A 16350-nucleotide genomic window follows, 5' to 3' on the forward strand; every position below is an offset into this window, starting at 1 on the left:
CTGCTGGACGAGGATACATCCAGCGTCGCCAAAGGGTTGGACGTTTAGAAAGCGCAGCTATACCGCTTGCGTGGGAACCATCGCCTCGATGGTGACGCCGCCCTCACCCGAAGCTACCGTCAGTGTTCCACCCAATGCCAATATTCGCTCGCGCATTCCGGTCAAACCGAACCCGAATTTTTCGCCAGGCTTCAAGCCGCAACCATTGTCACGCACCCGAACCAGGGCGTAGTCACGGTTGCCCTTTATTCCCGCAGGCCGCTCGGCGGGCTCGATGCTGACATTTACCGCTGTCGCCCTGGCATGGCGGAAGACATTGGTCAGCGCTTCCTGCACGACGCGATAAATCGTCAGATCGGCGGTTTCCCCGGTTTCGCCGAGCGAACGCGAAATCATCGTCTCGATCTCGACCTCGGGATTGGATTCGTTCCACGACCGCAGGAGGGCCCCGAGCGCTTCGCGCAATCCGAGTTCGGCAAGCCCGACCGGACGCAGCCTTTCCAAGATCCTGCGCGTAAATTGCTGGAGATCGTTGATCTGGTCTAGAATCGCGCCGCCGTGTTTGCGTACCCCATCCGCGTCGGGTAACCCGGCCTTTGTGAGCCGCATCAGTGCGCCAGCGTGGACTCGCAGAGTAAATAAATACGGCCCAAACTCGTCATGAAGCTCGCGCGCGATCTCCTCGCGTTCGCCATCCTGTAATGATACCGCGCTCTCGGCGAGCCGTCGCTTTTCCTCAATCGCTTCCCCCAACGTTTCCGCGAGGCGATTCATTTTAGTACAGATCGCGGCGAGTTCAGGCGCTCCGCCGGGCTCGACGTGGACACCGTAGGAACCGGATTCGATCCCGCTCATCGCCTGCGAAAGTGTTTCCAACGGCGCCAACGCGCGGCCGACGACGACCATTGTGATCAGAAACAGTGCCAGCGCGACTGCCGAACCGACTGCAAGCTGTGTCAGTACCCCATCCCAGATCTCGGCGATCTCGTCGTTCGGGATCGAGGTGATGACAATCGCCGTGTTCTTGCCGTGGAGCGAAACCGGTACGCTCACGGAAGTCGTTCGGGGATGCACAAGCGCGACAAACCAGCCGGGCACCGAACGCGCATCATCCTCCTCTTCGTGAATGTCAGCCGGAGTGCTGTTATCAGTCTGCCACGTGATACTGACATGGCGCAGCCGCTTGAGATCTTGAACGATCTGATCCAGCCGCTCCTCTGGGTTGGGCGCCGCGTTCAGACTTGCGACAATGGTTTCAACAAATTCGCGCGCCAGCCGCGTTACGCTTTGATCTTCGGCCTGCACACGAGGTCCGGCTTCAAGCACCAGCCGCGTCACATTGACGGCGAGACCCAATGTCAGCACCAGCGCCATCAGCAAATTGATACGGGAACGCAACGATAATCTCTGCCACATGACGATACCCATCGCGCCGATTTCAGTTCCTCATCAGTAGCGTTGACAGGCAGAACGTGCGTCTGTCTAATTGAAACGTACCGCATTGTCGCCCAAGTTGCATGGCGGATTGATTTTCCTGCGCCGGCTTTCGTATGATGCGGCGCAACAACAAAATTATAGGGCGGAGATATGCGCATTCTGATCGCCGATGATCATCCGATCGTTGCGTCCGGCTGCCGCACCGTGCTCGCCGACGAGCCGGATGTTGTCCTTCTCGAAGCGCCCGATGCGGAAACTGCGGAACGTATCTTCGTAAGCGAACATCCCGACATCTGCCTGATCGATATCAACCTGCCAACGGTATCCGGCTTCGAATTGGCGCGCCGCGTGTTGGCGCAAGACGCTGGCGCGCGCATCATCATGTTCAGCATGAATGACGATCCGGTCTTCGTCGGTCGAGCCATCGAGGTCGGGGCCAAGGGCTTCGTTTCCAAGACCGGCGATCCGCAGGATCTGGTCGATGCGATCCGTGAGGTGGGAAAAGGCGGCGTTTATTTGCCGCCCGAGCTGGCACGAAGCATGGCCTTTGCCGGTCCCGGGGTCGCCAGCAATCCGCTGTCGAAGCTCAGCTCGCGCGAAATGGAAATTCTGCGGCTATTGAGCGCTGGCAAGAGCCTTTCCGAGATCGCGTGGCTGGTTCATTCGCCCTACAAGACGGTCGCGAATACCTCATCGATCATTCGCCAGAAGCTCGGCGTACGAACCTCCGCGGAGCTGGTAAGGCTTGCCATCGAGAGTGGCGTGGCTTGACGGGAATACATGAAGCTGGAGCCGCAAGAGCATGACCCTGCAAACGGTTTCGCTGAATAGGTCCTATGGCGGCACCCAAGGTGTGTACCGGCACGCCAGCGAACAGACCCAGACCCAGATGACCTTCTCGGTTTACGTCCCTCCGCACCGCGAGGGCACGAAACTCGCGGCGGTCTGGTATTTGTCCGGGCTGACCTGCACCCATGCCAACGTGACGGAGAAAGGCGAGTTTCGTAGCGCGTGCGCAGAACATGGGCTGATCTTCATTGCTCCCGACACCAGTCCAAGGGGTGAAGGCGTACCGGGCGATCCCGCCAATTCATACGATTTCGGCTTGGGCGCGGGCTTCTATGTTGACGCCACGGAGGCTCCTTTCTCGCGCAATTACCGCATGTGGAGCTACGTGACTGAAGAGCTCCCCAGGCTGGTCGCGGAGCACTTTCCCGTCGATACCGGGCGGCAATCGATCATGGGGCACTCCATGGGCGGTCATGGTGCGCTGACGATTACGCTCCGTCATCCCGGCCGTTATCGTGCGGCGAGCGCGTTCGCGCCGATTGTCGCCCCGTCGCAGGTGCCGTGGGGCATCAAGGCCCTCGGCGGCTATCTCGGCAACGACAAGGCGACGTGGCGTAAGCACGATACCGTCGCCTTGATCGAGGACGGCGCCAAATTCCGCGAATTCCTGGTCGATTACGGAGATGCCGACCCGTTTCTGACCGAGCAGCTTCGCCCTGAATTGCTGCAAGCCGCTTGCGATAAGGCCGGCATGCCCCTCACCTTGCGCCGACAAAGCAGTTACGATCACAGCTATTATTTCATCTCCACCTTCATGGGCGATCATCTTCACTGGCATGCGCAGCGGTTGAAAGCCTAAATGCACCCTACTGTCGCGCCTGCGGCGCGCCGTAGTTCAGCGCGAGCAATCGTTCATGAACGAGATAGCGTATGGTGCGCGACCAGGACTCGTCGGTGTCGCCGCGCATATCGGCGTTAACCGCGACGAGGAGTCGTCCGGTGTGAGCGTCCCGCAGATACAGCCTGATATTTAGAATCAGGTTGGAAATTTTTTGTACAACGCCCGTTATTTCCAGATCAGCATCAAGTTGCTGCGCCAACTTCACGTCACAACCGCCGCAAGCCTGCATATTGCTCTGATGCGCCGCAACATTCACCGGAGAGATGTCAACGACCTGGAACTTGGCGGACTCCCCCAGTTCTTTTCGCAATTGGTCACTGGTCCGCTGCAGCCGGTCACGGTCGTCCGCGCGCAGCCCGCGCGTCTGGTCCTGAAGGCTGGTATCGACCATCTCCAGATCGAACACGGCAAGCCGGGGCGGCTCGGCCGCGTGCGCCGGCGCCAGGCTCATCAGCGATAACAGTGCGAGCACCGCAAGCGATCTCATCATCGTGATCCGGAAAATTCAGCAACGATGTAACGGCAAAAAGTAGGCTTGCAAGCTACGACAATCTGGTCTTGGTTCAAGACAAGAGTTCTCCGTTCGCGGGAACCGCAAGGGAAACGAATGCTCCGAGGGTTGATTGGCGCAATCGGCTTAAGCGTTATGGCTACCCATGCGCTGGCGGCCGAACCCATCGAGATCGGCATCGGCTATCTCCGCCATGCCGGCGTCAAATCGACGTTGTCGCTGGTTGCGCTGCCGGCCGACAATGACGGCGTGGCCGGTGCGCTCCTCGCCATCGAGGATAACAACACCACTGGCAAGTTTCTCAACCAGCATTTCACGCTGACGGAAGTAAAGCTCAAAGACAACGACGACGTCGCAGCGGCGGCTGGTTCGCTCGCCGACCATGACGGCTTCATCATCGCGGACCTGCCGGCCGACGAATTGCTGAAAGTTGCCGATACGCTACGCGATCGAGGCACCGTTTTGCTCGATGCTGGTACCATCGACGACCGCCTGCGCGAGCAGGACTGCCGCGCCAATGTCGTCCATGTGGCGCCTACCCGCTCGATGCTCGCAGACGCGCTTGCGCAATATCTGGTCTGGAAGCGGTGGAAACGCTGGTTGCTGGTGGTGGGCTCGCATGACAAGGACAAGCTTTATGCCGATGCCCTGCGCCGCGCCGCGATCCGGTTCGGCGCCAAGATCGTGCAAGAGCGAACCTTCGAAGACACCGGCGGCGCCCGCCGGACCGATAGCGGCGTGACGCTAATCCAGCGTCAAATGCCGGTGTTTACCCAAGAAGCGCCTGCTTATGACGTCCTCATAGCGGCGGACGAGAGCGAAGTCTTCGGCTCTTATCTACCCTACCGGACCTGGGACCCGCGGCCGGTGGCGGGTTCGGCGGGGCTGGTGCCGATAAGCTGGGACGCCTCGCACGACCAGTGGGGCGCCGTCCAGATCCAGAACCGTTTCGTCAGACTTAATTCGCGGCACATGACCGCGCTGGACATGCAGGCCTGGACGGCCGCGCGTATCGTTGGCGAAGCAACCTCGCGCACCAATTCCGGCGACCCGAAGACCGTGTTCAGCTTTATCAAGGGAAAGGACTTTTCCATTGGTGCTTTCAAGGGCCAGCGGCTGACTTTACGGGATTGGAATTTGCAGCTGCGGCAGCCGATCCTGCTCGCCGACGGCCGCATGGTTGTGTCGGTGTCACCGCAAGAGGGCTTCCTGCACCAGAACTCCGAGCTTGATACGCTCGGCATCGACAGGCCCGAAACCAAATGCAAACTGCAATGACAGCGGAGAGATCGCGCATGCGCGCTACCCTGCTTACCCTATCGGCGCTGTGGCTCGCGGCTACGAGTCAGGCCTGGGCGTACACCGCCTATATTTCGAATGAAAAAGGCAACACCGTCTCGGTCATCGATACCGACAAATGGACCATCACGGCGACGATCAAGGTCGGTCAGCGGCCGCGGGGCATCGAGTTCACCCGCGACGGAAAATTCGTGATGGTGGCTGTGGGTGACGACGACACCATCCAGATGATCGACACGAAAACCCAGCAAGTGGTGGACACCCTGCCCTCCGGCCCCGACCCCGAATTGTTTACGCAGGATGCCGCCGGCAAGATTCTCTATGTCGCCAACGAGAACGACAACACCGTCACCATCATCGATATTCAGAAGCGGACACGGCTTGGCGATATTCAGGTTGGCGTCGAACCGGAGGGAATGACGGTCAGTCCGGACGGCAAGATCCTCATCAATACCTCCGAGACGACCAATATGGCGCATTTCATCGACACCGCGTCCCGTGAGATCGTCGCCAATGTGCTGGTCGACTCGCGGCCACGTTTTGCCGAATTCAAGCACGACGGTTCCGAATTATGGGTCTCCTCCGAGATCGGAGGCACGGTTTCGATCGTCGATCCCGCCAAACATGCTGTTGTTGGCAAGGTCACCTTCGATATTCCCGGACTACGGAGCGAGGCCATCCAGCCGGTCGGGATCGCCATGACCAGGGACGACAAGACCGCGTTTGTGGCGCTTGGCCCGGCCAACCGCGTGGCAGTGGTCGATGCCGCAAACCATGCTGTGACCAAATATCTGCTGGTCGGGCAGCGGGTCTGGCACCTGGCGTTCACGCCGGACGAAAAATATCTGCTGGTGACGAACGGCGTTTCCAACGACGTATCCGTGATCGATGTCGCCGCACAAAAGGTTGTCAAGACGATACAGGTCGGCGAGCTTCCGTGGGGCGTGACAATATCGCCATGACAATATCCGACCCACCGAGCGTAGTCGCCTCCCCGCTTCCGGACAAACCTGTCGGGCGCGAAGCGGCGACGACTCCGGCGCTTTCGATCTCTGCCGTCAGCCATTCCTATGGTGCGAGAAGCGCGCTGATCGGCGTCGATTTCACCGTGGCGCCCGCGAGTTTTACGGCTTTGCTCGGCCTGAACGGCGCCGGAAAAAGCACCTTGTTCTCGCTTGTGACGCGGCTGTTCGGAATTCAGGCCGGCGGCATTAGGATTTTCGGCCACGATATCCGTCGGGAGCCGGGCGAAGCCCTGCGGCTCATGGGCGTGGTGTTCCAGCCCCGTACGCTCGATCTCGATCTCTCGGTGATGCAGAACCTGCTCTATCACGCCGCCTTGCATGGCATCGGCCGGCGCGATGCCCGCTTGAGGGGTGACGAGGTGTTGTCACGCATTGGCCTTTCCGACCGCACTGGCAGCAAGGTACGTGATCTCTCGGGCGGGCAGATGCGCAGACTCGAGATCGCACGCGCGCTGCTGCACCGGCCGCGGCTGCTGTTGCTGGATGAGGCGACCGTTGGGCTCGACGTCAAGGCCCGTGCCGACATCCTTGGCCATGTCCGCCATCTCGTCACCGAGCAAGGCATCGGCGTTCTATGGGCGACCCATTTGTTCGACGAGGTTATTCCGAGCGACAACCTCGTCGTTCTGCACGAGGGTCGCGTCCTCGCAAACGGAGAGGTCACGCGCGTGCTGGACGACTCTGGCGCACGCGACGTCAACACGGCTTTTATGCGTTTGACAGGTGCCAAGTCCGGGAGCCTCGCCCCATGACATCCGTCACCCTCGATCGGACGCGCCGCGGCTTCTATTTTGCGGAATATGTCATCTGCCTCAATGGCATCGTATGGCGTGAGGCCCTGCGTTTCCTCCATCAGCGCGAACGGTTCGTCTCGGCGCTGGTAAGGCCATTGGTGTGGCTCTTTATCTTCGCCGCCGGATTCCGGCAGGTGCTCGGTATATCCATCATTCCTCCGTATGAGACGTACATCCTCTACGAGGTCTACATCGCGCCGGGATTGATGGCGATGATCCAGCTGTTCAACGGCATGCAGTCTTCGCTCTCCATGGTTTACGACCGTGAGATGGGCAACATGCGCACCTTGCTGGTGAGCCCGCTACCGCGCTGGTATCTGTTGTTTTGCAAGCTGCTCGCCGGCACGGCGGTCTCCTTGCTGCAGGTCTATGCGTTCCTGCTGATCGCCTGGTTCTGGGACATCGCGCCGCCCCCGATCGGGTATTTAACCGTGTTGCCGGCGCTCATCCTTTCCGGGCTGATGCTCGGCGCGCTGGGCATGCTGATTTCCTCCGGCATCAAGCAGCTGGAGAATTTTGCCGGCGTGATGAACTTCGTGATCTTTCCGATGTTCTTTGCTTCGTCGGCGCTTTATCCGCTCTGGCGGGTTCGGGAGGGCAGCCCCATGCTCTACTATGTGTGCCAGTTCAATCCGTTTACTCACGCTGTCGAGTTGATCCGTTTTGCCCTGTATGGGCAAATGAACTGGATTTCGCTGGCGGTGGTCGGCGGATGTACCGCGGCCTTCATGATCGGCGCGATTTTCGCCTATGATCCATCGCGAGGACTGGCCCGCCGCGGGCTCGCGGGAGGCGAGGCATGATTTCGCGCGCTGCAATCGGAGCATTATTCGCAGGTATCGCATCGACGCAGCTTTGTCTCGCCGCAGATCCGCGCTATCCGGATTGGCCCTGCGCGCAGGCCAAGGTACCGGAAATCTCCCTTGCCGCGGTATGGGCCGGTCCCCCGCTCGGCGATGCCGAGGAGAAATGGAAAAACGATCCCAAAGTCAGCGCGCTGGTCGAAAAGGCAGCGGCCAGGAAGACGCCACTCGATGATGCCCAAAAGGTGATCACGGAATTTCTTTCCGCGCCCGGGACTGACAAAATACCGACAGGCAAGCTGTTGTTTGCCGGTCTGTTCGAACAGCTCAATGCCGAACGATCTTCTGTCATGGGCGGACTCGAGCGGGTAACTCGCAAGCAGCGTCAGGCCGCCGACAAAATCCGCACCGATACGATCGCGTTGCAAGCACTCCAAGACGTTACGCCGCCCGACCAGCCCAAGATCGAGGAGCTTGGCAATCAGCTCGTTTGGGAAACGCGGATTTTTGAAGACCGTCGTCGCGTGGTAAAATTCGTTTGCGACGTGCCGACTGCAATTGATCAGCGGCTATTCGCGCTCGGCCGCACCATCCAGCAGGAGATCGAATAGAGTCCCGCCGCATTTGGCGTTCGGATTCTACTCTGTCTGCCGCGGCTCGGGCTGCGCCTCGTTGGCCGGCAGATCGGCCCGTTGCCAACCGTCTGTGCCGTCCGGATACCAGGCGACGTTGGAATATCCATAGGACAGTGTTCGCTTGGCGGCATTCCACGACATCCAGCAATCGGCCTGGCAATAGACGACAATCAGCGCGGCACGGTCGCCGCCGGATGCGCGCAATAGCCCTTGCCGCAGATAATTTTCCGTCGGTGCCGCCAGTTCGCCGTAACCGGTATCCGGCAGCCAGATGCTGCCGGGAATGTTGAAACGGGGCTTGTCGCGCCAAACCGTGCCGGCTGGAAGATTTGCCGGTTTTGGTGGGCGCGGCAGCACGTCGACAAACACGCCGGCCTTGGCGCGCCAGATCGCCTCGGCTTCGGCGGTCGAAAGCACGCGCGCGCCGGTCAGCGTATCCGGAACCGGCGCTCGATAATCGCCGGTGCGATATCCGCCGGGCTCGGGAACGAGTTCTTCCGCGCGTAGAGCGCCGGCAAGCGCCATCAGCGCAAGCGTAACACACGACACATACCGGATCATGGCGACTTCGCCGCCGCCTCCGCGGTGATCGGTTGATTATTCTCGTCCAGCAGCGGAAGGCCGTAGTCGAACAGGATCTTGTTGATCTCCGGCTGGTTCTCCTGGATCAACCGATTGAGCAACCGCTTCCAGTTCTGGTCGGCACGCCGAACACCCATGCCGATCCGATACACCAGTTGCGGTCCTGTCTTCTCTTTCACCAGTGGCGTGACGTGAAGTGGCGGGCTGGCCTTCTTGGCGTAGAAGCCCGCCATCGGGCCCCAAAGAATGGCGGCATCGATGTCGCCCTTGTTGAGATCGTTGATCATGGCTTCGGCCGATGAATCCACGCGGGTATCGATCATCAGCGGATAGGGCTTGGCGTTTGTCATCAGGCCGTTGACGGCCATGTTCGTCGCGGGCGGCGTGCCGGCGACGATGCCGATATGTTTGCCTTTGAGGCGAGCGTCTTCCAGCGTCGTGACATCGTCCAGGCCGGAGTTTGGCTTCGAAACCAGCGCATAGGCGGTGCGGTAATAAGGATTGGTGCCCTGAACGAGATCGTCGCCTTGCGGAAAGCCCATGATGACGTCACAGCGATGCGCGCCGAGCGTCATGCGAACGAATCCGGTCGCTTGCGGAAAGTACATGTAGTCGATTTTCTTCTGCAGCTTGGTCGCAAAGAATTCGGCGAGCTTGTTCTCAAACCCCTCGCCCTTTTCGTTGGAGAACGGCAGGTTGCGCGGATCGGCGCAAACCCTCAGCACCTTCGGATCGACAAGTTCGATTGAAAGATCGAGCCCTTCGTTGTCTGACTGTGCTCGCACGCCATCGCGGCTGACGAGAATTGCCACCATCGCCAGAAGCGGCATAAACAGGGAGCGTTTGAGCGTGGCATGCATCATCGATTGCTGTCCTCAGCTAAGCGCCACTCTCCCATCAAAATGCTAGGCTCCTCGATCCGGGCGTGCAACAGGATATTCGACGTCTGAAATTCGCGGCGTTTGCTGATTTGTTGCGGCGCAAACCGGAACCACAGATGTGGTGCTACCAGCATGGAACGATCATCCAAACGAATGGACTGTTGTCTCGCGCTGGCAGTTCTGCTTGCCGCGTTCTTCAACGTTCCCCAGACACACGCGCAACAGCCGCAGGTGTCTATCACCGAACTCGCCCCCGGTCTCTTCGTCCACGTCGGAGCCATCGCGCTGATGACGCGCGAGAATGAGGGAGCTATCGCCAATATCGGATTTGTGGTCGGCAACGACGCGGTCGCCGTCGTCGATACCGGCGGCAGCGTTCGTGAAGGACGGGAACTCCTTGCCGCGATTCGCGCCCGGACCGACAAACCGATCCGCTATGTCATCAACACCCACGGTCATCCCGACCACGTGTTCGGCAACGCAGCCTTTCTCGGTAAAGGAACCGCCTTCGTCGGACACAAGAATTTGCCGCAGGCACTCGCCGCGCGTGGCCCGTTTTATCTCGATGCCTTCCGCAAGATCATGGGCGACGGCCTGATTGATGACGTGCGCATCGTGCCTCCGACGCTGCTGGTCGAAGGATCGCTCAGACTTGATCTCGGTGGCCGTACCCTTGTTCTGCAGGCGTGGCCAGCCGCGCACAGCGACAGCGACCTCTCCGTGCTCGACGAGACGACGAAGACCTTGTTTGCGGGCGATCTCGTCTTCCTGGACCATATTCCCGTGATGGACGGCAGCGTCCGCGGTTGGTTGCGAATCATGGATGATCTGGCCAAGCAACCAGCAGAACGCGTTGTTCCAGGTCACGGCCCTGTGAGCCAATGGCCGACGGCACTCGCCGGCGAACGCCGCTATCTCGAAACACTCGCGGCCGACGTTCGTACATTGATCAAACGAGGTGCGCCGATCGGCGTTGCCGCCGACACGGCCGCGGCTTCCGAACGGTCCCGATGGCAGTTGTTCGATGACTACAACGCCCGCAACGCAACTGCAGCATTTTCGGAGATTGAGTGGGAATAGCGTCCGCGATACACTATATCGAATTAGTTGCTGCTTCGATCCGCACAAGGAGCGCGACCATGTTACGTCCTCATCTGTTCTGCATATTGGTGTTGTCTGGCATCGTGTCGGCGACAGGCATCTCAGCGTCAGGTGCCGCCGAGCCAAACGATCCGTCGAAGGACCCATGGCCCGGTCTCGTTCAAGATATCTTCAGCAATCGCCCGATGAGCGACGGCAGCGACGTGATCGCGATCGAAATGCCGTACCGGGCCGAGGATGCGGCAATTGTTCCGGTGACGTTGCGATCGAAACTTGCGCCTGACGACAGCCGACGCCTGAAGGCGATCACGCTGGTCATCGATCAAAATCCGGCGCCGATGGCGGCCAAATTCGAGATCGGATCCGATACACGGGTTTCGGAAATTTCAACGCGCGTCCGGGTCAATAGCTACACCGATGTTCATGCGGTCGCTGAACTCAGTGACGGCACGCTCCACGTGGTCAAGACCTATGTGAAGGCATCCGGCGGCTGTTCTGCGCCTGCCGCCAAGAATGCGGAAGAGGCCCGCAATCATATCGGCCAGATGAAATACCGGCAATTCGCTCGGGCCGATCAGGGACCGAGCAATGGCGCGCGTGAAGCTCAGGTGATGATCGGGCATCCCAACAATTCCGGCTTGCAAATGGATCAGATTACCCATCTCTACACTCCGGCCTTCTTCGTCGATGAATTACACCTGTGGCAGGACAACAGCCCGGTCTTGTCGATGGAAGGCGGCATTTCGATCTCGGAAGACCCCAATATCCGTTTCACCTATGTCGCAAATGGAGCCAAGACCTTCCGCGCCGAGGCAAGGGATACCTCGGGGCACGTCTTTCAAAAAGAATGGAAGGTCGATGATTCCGGCAGTTGATAGCCGTTATGTATCCGGATGTATCCGGGCCTTTGAACCAGCTCCTAGAAGCATCGCACTTCTGCCTCGGCCTGTGCACGCCTGAGATCGTCGAGTGCGCCCTTGGCCTGCTCTGACGAGCGAAACTGCGTGCCCAGGTTGCCGCGGACCTGCGACATGCTCAATACGGTTTCGGCCGTCACGTAGCGATCGTATGGCAACAGCGACGCAATAATGTCGATCGAGCAGGAACACTGATCGATCGATTGCCGCGTTTCGCCATTGGCTTTCATGCAGCCGAAGACGTATTCCGACCGTGCCGATGTCGGGTAGTCTTTGACGTCCTCTGCCCGAGCGGCCAGGGCCGTTGCCAGTAGACTACCCAGTCCAACGACAACAAGTCGCATCCTTCCGACCGAAGTCATGACGTTTCTCCCATGTACAAAAACTATGCTATCGCATTCGCGCTGAAAAGCCAGCATTCGCGAAAATGGTCACGATGCCACGTTGCGATGAACGAAATATTGGGAGGCCTGCCATGCCGCGCAACTTGATCGCGATCTGCCTTTTTTTGCTGGTGCCGCCAAGCTCGGTCATGGCGCAGGGCAAAGGCATCCGGTTCTGGAACCTGACGACGGCGACCGTCTCCGGTTTTCAACTATCGCCCGCCGGCAAGGATAATTGGGGTCCGAACCAGGCGCTGAACGACAAGGACAAGGAAGTCGATCATGACGAGCGTCTGCGGATCTCCGGCGTCGAACCTGGCCGCTACGATGCCAAGGTCGGCTATCGCGACGCCAGGCAGTGCTTTGTGCGGGATATCGAAATCAGGGCCGACGCCGTGTTCTCAATTTCCGACAAAGACCTAAAGGATTGCAACAAATAACCGCCGTAACTCAAGCCTTTTCGCGGCTATGCGGATATTGGCAGCGCCATTTCACGGCTGTCCAATTCGGATGCTGCCCGATCCACTGCGCGATATAGGGCGGCGCGTTCATGGTGCATTGTTGCAGGCTGAAATCGGCGGAAAATGATATATGTCTTTCCTCACAGCTGTTCGGCGAGAGCACGGCACAGACCGTAATGATTAGCTCGATCGCGTTCATGCCGACATCCTCCGGCGCATTCAGCTGACAACAACATAGCCAACTACGGCACAACCCGGAACAAAGTTTCGCGCTCACCCTCCCACCCGGCCTTCCTAAGAAACAGCCTGATCGGCGTCTCCCGGAATGGCTTGCAAGACGAAGCCCAGCGATTTGGCCCGGCGCTGAATGTTCGCGAGGACACGGCTGCGATATTGCTGCTCATAGTGGTCAGCGCCCGGATCCTTGTAACTCATGCCGTGCCGAAGGGTGTTGTAGAATAGGACAGCGATCTTGCGGGCGGTCGCCGTCACGGCCTTCGCTTTGCCCGCACGTGAGGACAGCCGACGATAGAATGCCCCGAGCGCCGTATCGCTTCGCTCGACCGTTGTGGCCGCCAGACGCAACAGCGCGGCTGCCCGACTGGACGATCTGCGTGTGCGTGAAGACAGCACCTTGCCGCCGGAGATCTTGTTGCCCGGTGCGAGGCAGAGCCAGGAAGTGAAGTGCTTGGCGCTCGGCCATGCCTTCAGGTCTGTACCGCACTCGCCGATGAGCTTCAGTGCGAGTGACGGACCCAACCCATGGATATCAGTCAGATCGACGCCAAGCACGCCGTACAGCGCGGTCCGGACATCGAAGGCGGGCGTGTTGACCTGTTTGGTCTTGATGCGTGGCTTGGATAGCTTTCCGACAGGTTTTGCCCCTTTGCGGCTCAGCGCCGCGATCAAGACTTCGAGCTTGCGGTCGCAATCCAGCATCTTTGCCTGATAGACGTCGTAGAGTTCCAGCGATTGGGATAAGGCGAAGACATGTTCATCCCGATCGTTGCCCACCAGTGCCGCGCGGATCGTCTCGGCCGAAGAATGGCACCGTACATCCCGGTAGGTTGCCAACACGTCGGGATTGCGCTCGCCTCCAACGATGGCTCGGATAATCCGCATGCCCGTCGCGCCGGTGATATCCGAGCCAACATGATGGAGCTGCAGGTTCATCTCCATCAGGGCCTTCTGCATATGCTGGATGTGGGCCGCGGCATATTCCACAAGCCGCTCTCGCTGGCGCAGATAGGCGCGCAGGGTTGCAATCTCGGCATCAGGCCGGAAGCTCCCGCGCAACAGGCCATAGGAATGAAGCTGGCGTAACCACGCGGCGTCGCTGACATCGGTTTTGCGCCCAGGCACATTCTTGGCAAACCGAGCATTGACGAGAATCACATCAAACCCGCGCTGCTCCAGGATCTCATAGACCGGGATCCAATAGACACCGGTGGATTCCATCGCGACACTCGTCACGCCACATGCCTTAAACCAGTCCGCCAGATCATGCAGGTCTGATGTGAATGTGCCGAACGAGCGTACAGCTACGACGGTGCAAGCGGGGTTCACCGCAGCCATGTGCATCTTGGACCCAATGTCGATGGCTGCGGCCCCGAAGTTGACCGGCTTCAACTCCGGGCGGTTCTCGGTCGTCGTCTTGGACATAGCATCCTCCGTTCAATCGTGAGCAGGAGGGTCTGGGTTATGCCAATCGTCATCTTCCTAATCGGGATCGTCGCCGGAGCGGCGTCACCACTCTCAAGTCCGCAAGAACCCATGGACCACGTTTTTTAACGGGGATTTGTGCCTCCAATAAGCTGACGGCCGCTACCCTCCCAGCCGCAGAGGATAGCACAAGGCTGTTTCTAGCCGCGCAGGCGTGCAACGACCCTGGACAGTTTTTTAGAAATTCAAGCCAAATACCAACCGCGCCTGCTGGCGCTCGAAATTGACGAGGTCGAGGGTTGCACTTGTACCGGCAGGATGACCCCACGCCTGAATGCTCCATGTTGCCGTGAGACGTGCGCGTTCCGAAAGCCGGAAATAGGCGGTTGGGCCGACGAAGAGCGCCTCCCCTGCTAACTCCTGCAGGCCGATCCCGTCATATTTGCGGAAATAGCGCACCTCCCCGCCGAGCAGGAAATCGGGGCGCACCTGCGCCATGATCCCGAACGCGGCCGCGAGTGTGGAATCCTGCTGGGTGACAGCTACGCCCGCGAAGTGCGTCCATTCCGGCTGGTAACCGAGATTGAGCGTCGCCACCGCCAGCCCGGGAATCAGATTGCGTTCCATCGCGAGCGTCAGCTCAGTTCCGTAATTTTGTTCGCGTGACGCTGTGGTCTCGTCGACGCGGTTGCTATGAGTTTCCAGCGCGAGCGTCAGGCCGAAGAGAGCCGTATCACGGTCAAGGAACCGATAACGTAAATCCAGTGCGGCGCCTTGCCAGCCGGCCAGCGTGCGATCCACGAAGCCTGGAACGGCTGCGATATCATAGGCAGAAAGCGTCGTTCCGATTTCGATGCGGAAATTCTTGACGGGCACGAATTCCAGCTCAAGTTGCTGCCCGTAAGCCTGATAAGCCCCGGCCTGTTTGGAAAACAGTCCCGTTGTCGTCGCCTGGAATTCACGTTCGCCGACGTCGCCGACGTCCGAGCCGATCATGAAACCGTAAATGTGCTCGGTGTCGATACCTTCGGCTAATCCGCAAGTGGGCAACAGCCACAGCGTCGCCGCCCAGATTGTCCTCGCGGGAATGACTGTTCCCGTTCCAAGAGCCATCGACGTGACCCAAGATGTGAGATCAGAGGGCGCGAACCTATGCCAGGTTCACAGCGGGCTATCGCGGAATTCATAGAGACGGAGGAAAGCCCGTAGCGTCTGCCGCGACTCGCAACAGATGACTGCTGGAGCCGGGCAGAACACTTCGCGGCTACTTGCGCGCCGCGCAGGCGTACATGTTGATCTCCATGCCAACCGGCACTTCAACGATCTTTGGAGTCTTCCAAGTCATTTGGGTCTCCCACGTGATGGTGCAACACTCGCACCATCGCGACCGTAAAACCGCCGCGCGCTCGACGCAAGGGTCCGTAGGTCGCATGTCGCAAATCGGTCTACTTCAGCAAACGAAGCAGGGCTCGTCCTGCCGGCGTTCGCAATTCCTTGGCATCAAGCGTTCCGTCGGCGTCCCGGTTGGCTGCGTTGAAACGCTTCTCGACGACGGCCAGATATTCATCCAGCGTCAGGGTACCGTCATGGTCAGGATCGGCGGCAGCAAGCTCGCGCGCGCTCAATCGCCCGGCTAATTCGCGTTTGTCGAGTGTGCCGTCATGGTCATGATCGAGCCGCATAAACAGCTCTGCTGCGGCTTTCTTGACTTCCGCCAGGTCAAGCGTGCCATCGGAATCGAGATCGAACATCTTGATCAGATCGTGGCCGGAAGCGGCCAAGGTGGACGACCAGCTCCCCGCCAGAAATGCCCCGGATAACAAAAAGATAGATCGGCGCGATATCATCTTTGATCTCCTGTGTAAGAACTTGAGTCATCGTTAGACGCAAACGGATCGTTGAACTTCAGGTTCCGGGTGGCGCCGGAAGTGGCGGATTTGCTAGCGATATCGGAAAGCAACGCTCACGGAGGCTTTCATGAGATTGCCGTTTCGAGCGCTCGGCGCGCTAATACTATCCTTCGCATTCACCTTCTGCGCGCAAGCCCAGGACGGAACGCACCGGCCGAAACTGACTGGGAAGGAAAGGCTCGGCCCGAAATGGACGGACGAGCAACGAATCGACAATTGCCAGGTGCCCATCGATAAACGCGGCAGCAAACCGAGACCC

General features: G+C 59.4%; 20 protein-coding genes. 10 read left to right on the forward strand and 10 right to left on the reverse strand.

Features of this window, described 5'->3' with window-relative positions:
- Positions 1-57 precede the first annotated feature (57 nt).
- A complete protein-coding gene (locus tag ABSE61_RS22260) occupies positions 58-1416 on the reverse strand; it encodes a histidine kinase (RefSeq protein ID WP_423873295.1) in 1359 nt (452 codons plus the stop codon).
- A 171-nt stretch (positions 1417-1587) separates the two neighbouring features.
- Between ABSE61_RS22260 and ABSE61_RS22265 the strand changes: the two genes are divergently transcribed.
- Both ABSE61_RS22265 and fghA read left to right on the forward strand, forming a co-directional pair.
- On the forward strand, positions 1588-2208 hold the full coding sequence (locus ABSE61_RS22265; protein ID WP_423873296.1) for a response regulator: 621 nt from the start codon (positions 1588-1590) through the stop codon (positions 2206-2208).
- Positions 2209-2239: 31 nt separating this feature from the next.
- On the forward strand, positions 2240-3085 hold the full coding sequence (gene fghA, locus ABSE61_RS22270; protein ID WP_423873297.1) for an S-formylglutathione hydrolase: 846 nt from the start codon (positions 2240-2242) through the stop codon (positions 3083-3085).
- Between the two features lie 7 nt (positions 3086-3092).
- Here fghA and ABSE61_RS22275 read toward each other — a convergent pair whose 3' ends face one another.
- On the reverse strand, positions 3093-3614 hold the full coding sequence (locus ABSE61_RS22275) for a DUF3280 domain-containing protein (RefSeq protein WP_423873379.1): 522 nt from the start codon (positions 3612-3614) through the stop codon (positions 3093-3095).
- Between the two features lie 120 nt (positions 3615-3734).
- Between ABSE61_RS22275 and ABSE61_RS22280 the strand changes: the two genes are divergently transcribed.
- From ABSE61_RS22280 to ABSE61_RS22300, 5 genes are read left to right on the forward strand one after another with little or no spacing between them, the layout of a single operon-like run.
- A complete protein-coding gene (locus tag ABSE61_RS22280) occupies positions 3735-4916 on the forward strand; it encodes an ABC transporter substrate-binding protein (protein ID WP_423873298.1) in 1182 nt (393 codons plus the stop codon).
- A gap of 17 nt (positions 4917-4933) precedes the next feature.
- Complete coding sequence (locus ABSE61_RS22285; protein ID WP_423873299.1) at positions 4934-5899, forward strand: YVTN family beta-propeller repeat protein; 966 nt, start codon at positions 4934-4936, stop codon at positions 5897-5899.
- Positions 5896-6714: an ABC transporter ATP-binding protein gene (locus ABSE61_RS22290; RefSeq protein ID WP_423873300.1), complete on the forward strand. Its 819-nt coding sequence runs from the start codon at positions 5896-5898 to the stop codon at positions 6712-6714. Before ABSE61_RS22285 ends, ABSE61_RS22290 begins: the two co-directional genes overlap by 4 nt.
- Positions 6711-7559, forward strand: a complete 849-nt coding sequence (locus ABSE61_RS22295) for an ABC transporter permease (protein ID WP_423873301.1) — start codon at positions 6711-6713, stop codon at positions 7557-7559. The genes ABSE61_RS22290 and ABSE61_RS22295 overlap by 4 nt, the downstream gene beginning before the upstream one ends.
- Positions 7556-8170, forward strand: coding sequence for a hypothetical protein (locus ABSE61_RS22300; protein ID WP_423873302.1), 615 nt, complete (start codon positions 7556-7558; stop codon positions 8168-8170). Before ABSE61_RS22295 ends, ABSE61_RS22300 begins: the two co-directional genes overlap by 4 nt.
- A 27-nt stretch (positions 8171-8197) precedes the next feature.
- On the opposite strand, the gene ABSE61_RS22305 is transcribed toward ABSE61_RS22300, so the two are convergent.
- On the reverse strand, positions 8198-8755 hold the full coding sequence (locus ABSE61_RS22305) for a PQQ-dependent catabolism-associated CXXCW motif protein (RefSeq protein WP_423873303.1): 558 nt from the start codon (positions 8753-8755) through the stop codon (positions 8198-8200).
- The gene (locus ABSE61_RS22310) at positions 8752-9591 is read right to left on the reverse strand and encodes a substrate-binding domain-containing protein (RefSeq protein WP_423873380.1); all 840 of its coding nucleotides are present in this window, start codon (positions 9589-9591) and stop codon (positions 8752-8754) included. The genes ABSE61_RS22305 and ABSE61_RS22310 overlap by 4 nt, the downstream gene beginning before the upstream one ends.
- Positions 9592-9789: 198 nt before the next feature.
- Between ABSE61_RS22310 and ABSE61_RS22315 the strand changes: the two genes are divergently transcribed.
- Entirely contained in the window at positions 9790-10737 is a 948-nt protein-coding gene (locus tag ABSE61_RS22315; RefSeq protein WP_423873304.1) for a quinoprotein relay system zinc metallohydrolase 2, read from the forward strand.
- Between the two features lie 59 nt (positions 10738-10796).
- Positions 10797-11633: a quinoprotein dehydrogenase-associated SoxYZ-like carrier gene (locus ABSE61_RS22320; protein ID WP_423873305.1), complete on the forward strand. Its 837-nt coding sequence runs from the start codon at positions 10797-10799 to the stop codon at positions 11631-11633.
- Positions 11634-11677: 44 nt separating this feature from the next.
- Here ABSE61_RS22320 and ABSE61_RS22325 read toward each other — a convergent pair whose 3' ends face one another.
- Positions 11678-12037, reverse strand: coding sequence for a hypothetical protein (locus tag ABSE61_RS22325; protein ID WP_423873306.1), 360 nt, complete (start codon positions 12035-12037; stop codon positions 11678-11680).
- A gap of 113 nt (positions 12038-12150) precedes the next feature.
- Between ABSE61_RS22325 and ABSE61_RS22330 the strand changes: the two genes are divergently transcribed.
- Positions 12151-12498 (forward strand): hypothetical protein, encoded by a 348-nt coding sequence (locus ABSE61_RS22330; protein ID WP_423873307.1) that lies wholly within the window; start codon positions 12151-12153, stop codon positions 12496-12498.
- Between the two features lie 10 nt (positions 12499-12508).
- On the opposite strand, the gene ABSE61_RS22335 is transcribed toward ABSE61_RS22330, so the two are convergent.
- The 5 genes from ABSE61_RS22335 to lanM all read right to left on the reverse strand — a co-directional run bounded on the left by ABSE61_RS22335 (position 12509) and on the right by lanM (position 16028).
- A complete protein-coding gene (locus ABSE61_RS22335; RefSeq protein WP_423873308.1) occupies positions 12509-12718 on the reverse strand; it encodes a hypothetical protein in 210 nt (69 codons plus the stop codon).
- A gap of 95 nt (positions 12719-12813) precedes the next feature.
- Positions 12814-14181 (reverse strand): IS110 family RNA-guided transposase, encoded by a 1368-nt coding sequence (locus ABSE61_RS22340; RefSeq protein WP_423873309.1) that lies wholly within the window; start codon positions 14179-14181, stop codon positions 12814-12816.
- Positions 14182-14418: 237 nt separating this feature from the next.
- A complete protein-coding gene (locus tag ABSE61_RS22345; protein ID WP_490338374.1) occupies positions 14419-15294 on the reverse strand; it encodes a DUF6662 family protein in 876 nt (291 codons plus the stop codon).
- Positions 15295-15445: 151 nt separating this feature from the next.
- Complete coding sequence (pqqA, locus tag ABSE61_RS22350) at positions 15446-15526, reverse strand: pyrroloquinoline quinone precursor peptide PqqA (protein WP_035721241.1); 81 nt, start codon at positions 15524-15526, stop codon at positions 15446-15448.
- A 100-nt stretch (positions 15527-15626) separates the two neighbouring features.
- Entirely contained in the window at positions 15627-16028 is a 402-nt protein-coding gene (gene lanM, locus ABSE61_RS22355; RefSeq protein WP_423873311.1) for a lanmodulin LanM, read from the reverse strand.
- Positions 16029-16350 lie beyond the last annotated feature (322 nt).

It is taken from the genome of Bradyrhizobium sp. (genome assembly GCF_049519115.1).
GTDB lineage: Bacteria > Pseudomonadota > Alphaproteobacteria > Rhizobiales > Xanthobacteraceae > Bradyrhizobium.

Excerpts from the sequence above, each read along its gene's own strand:
- ABSE61_RS22320 (WP_423873305.1), top strand. The coding sequence starts at position 10,797 with ATGTTACGTCCTCATCTGTTCTGCATATTGGTGTTGTCTGGCATCGTG.
- lanM (WP_423873311.1), bottom strand. The coding sequence starts at position 16,028 with ATGATATCGCGCCGATCTATCTTTTTGTTATCCGGGGCATTTCTGGCG.
- ABSE61_RS22280 (WP_423873298.1), top strand. The coding sequence starts at position 3,735 with ATGCTCCGAGGGTTGATTGGCGCAATCGGCTTAAGCGTTATGGCTACC.
- fghA (WP_423873297.1), top strand. The coding sequence starts at position 2,240 with ATGACCCTGCAAACGGTTTCGCTGAATAGGTCCTATGGCGGCACCCAA.
- ABSE61_RS22275 (WP_423873379.1), bottom strand. The coding sequence starts at position 3,614 with ATGAGATCGCTTGCGGTGCTCGCACTGTTATCGCTGATGAGCCTGGCG.
- ABSE61_RS22325 (WP_423873306.1), bottom strand. The coding sequence starts at position 12,037 with ATGACTTCGGTCGGAAGGATGCGACTTGTTGTCGTTGGACTGGGTAGT.
- ABSE61_RS22340 (WP_423873309.1), bottom strand. The coding sequence starts at position 14,181 with ATGTCCAAGACGACGACCGAGAACCGCCCGGAGTTGAAGCCGGTCAAC.
- ABSE61_RS22335 (WP_423873308.1), bottom strand. The coding sequence starts at position 12,718 with ATGAACGCGATCGAGCTAATCATTACGGTCTGTGCCGTGCTCTCGCCG.
- ABSE61_RS22330 (WP_423873307.1), top strand. The coding sequence starts at position 12,151 with ATGCCGCGCAACTTGATCGCGATCTGCCTTTTTTTGCTGGTGCCGCCA.
- pqqA (WP_035721241.1), bottom strand. The coding sequence starts at position 15,526 with ATGACTTGGAAGACTCCAAAGATCGTTGAAGTGCCGGTTGGCATGGAG.
- ABSE61_RS22310 (WP_423873380.1), bottom strand. The coding sequence starts at position 9,591 with ATGGTGGCAATTCTCGTCAGCCGCGATGGCGTGCGAGCACAGTCAGAC.
- ABSE61_RS22315 (WP_423873304.1), top strand. The coding sequence starts at position 9,790 with ATGGAACGATCATCCAAACGAATGGACTGTTGTCTCGCGCTGGCAGTT.
- ABSE61_RS22285 (WP_423873299.1), top strand. The coding sequence starts at position 4,934 with ATGCGCGCTACCCTGCTTACCCTATCGGCGCTGTGGCTCGCGGCTACG.
- ABSE61_RS22345 (WP_490338374.1), bottom strand. The coding sequence starts at position 15,294 with ATGGCTCTTGGAACGGGAACAGTCATTCCCGCGAGGACAATCTGGGCG.
- ABSE61_RS22300 (WP_423873302.1), top strand. The coding sequence starts at position 7,556 with ATGATTTCGCGCGCTGCAATCGGAGCATTATTCGCAGGTATCGCATCG.
- ABSE61_RS22295 (WP_423873301.1), top strand. The coding sequence starts at position 6,711 with ATGACATCCGTCACCCTCGATCGGACGCGCCGCGGCTTCTATTTTGCG.
- ABSE61_RS22290 (WP_423873300.1), top strand. The coding sequence starts at position 5,896 with ATGACAATATCCGACCCACCGAGCGTAGTCGCCTCCCCGCTTCCGGAC.
- ABSE61_RS22260 (WP_423873295.1), bottom strand. The coding sequence starts at position 1,416 with ATGTGGCAGAGATTATCGTTGCGTTCCCGTATCAATTTGCTGATGGCG.
- ABSE61_RS22265 (WP_423873296.1), top strand. The coding sequence starts at position 1,588 with ATGCGCATTCTGATCGCCGATGATCATCCGATCGTTGCGTCCGGCTGC.
- ABSE61_RS22305 (WP_423873303.1), bottom strand. The coding sequence starts at position 8,755 with ATGATCCGGTATGTGTCGTGTGTTACGCTTGCGCTGATGGCGCTTGCC.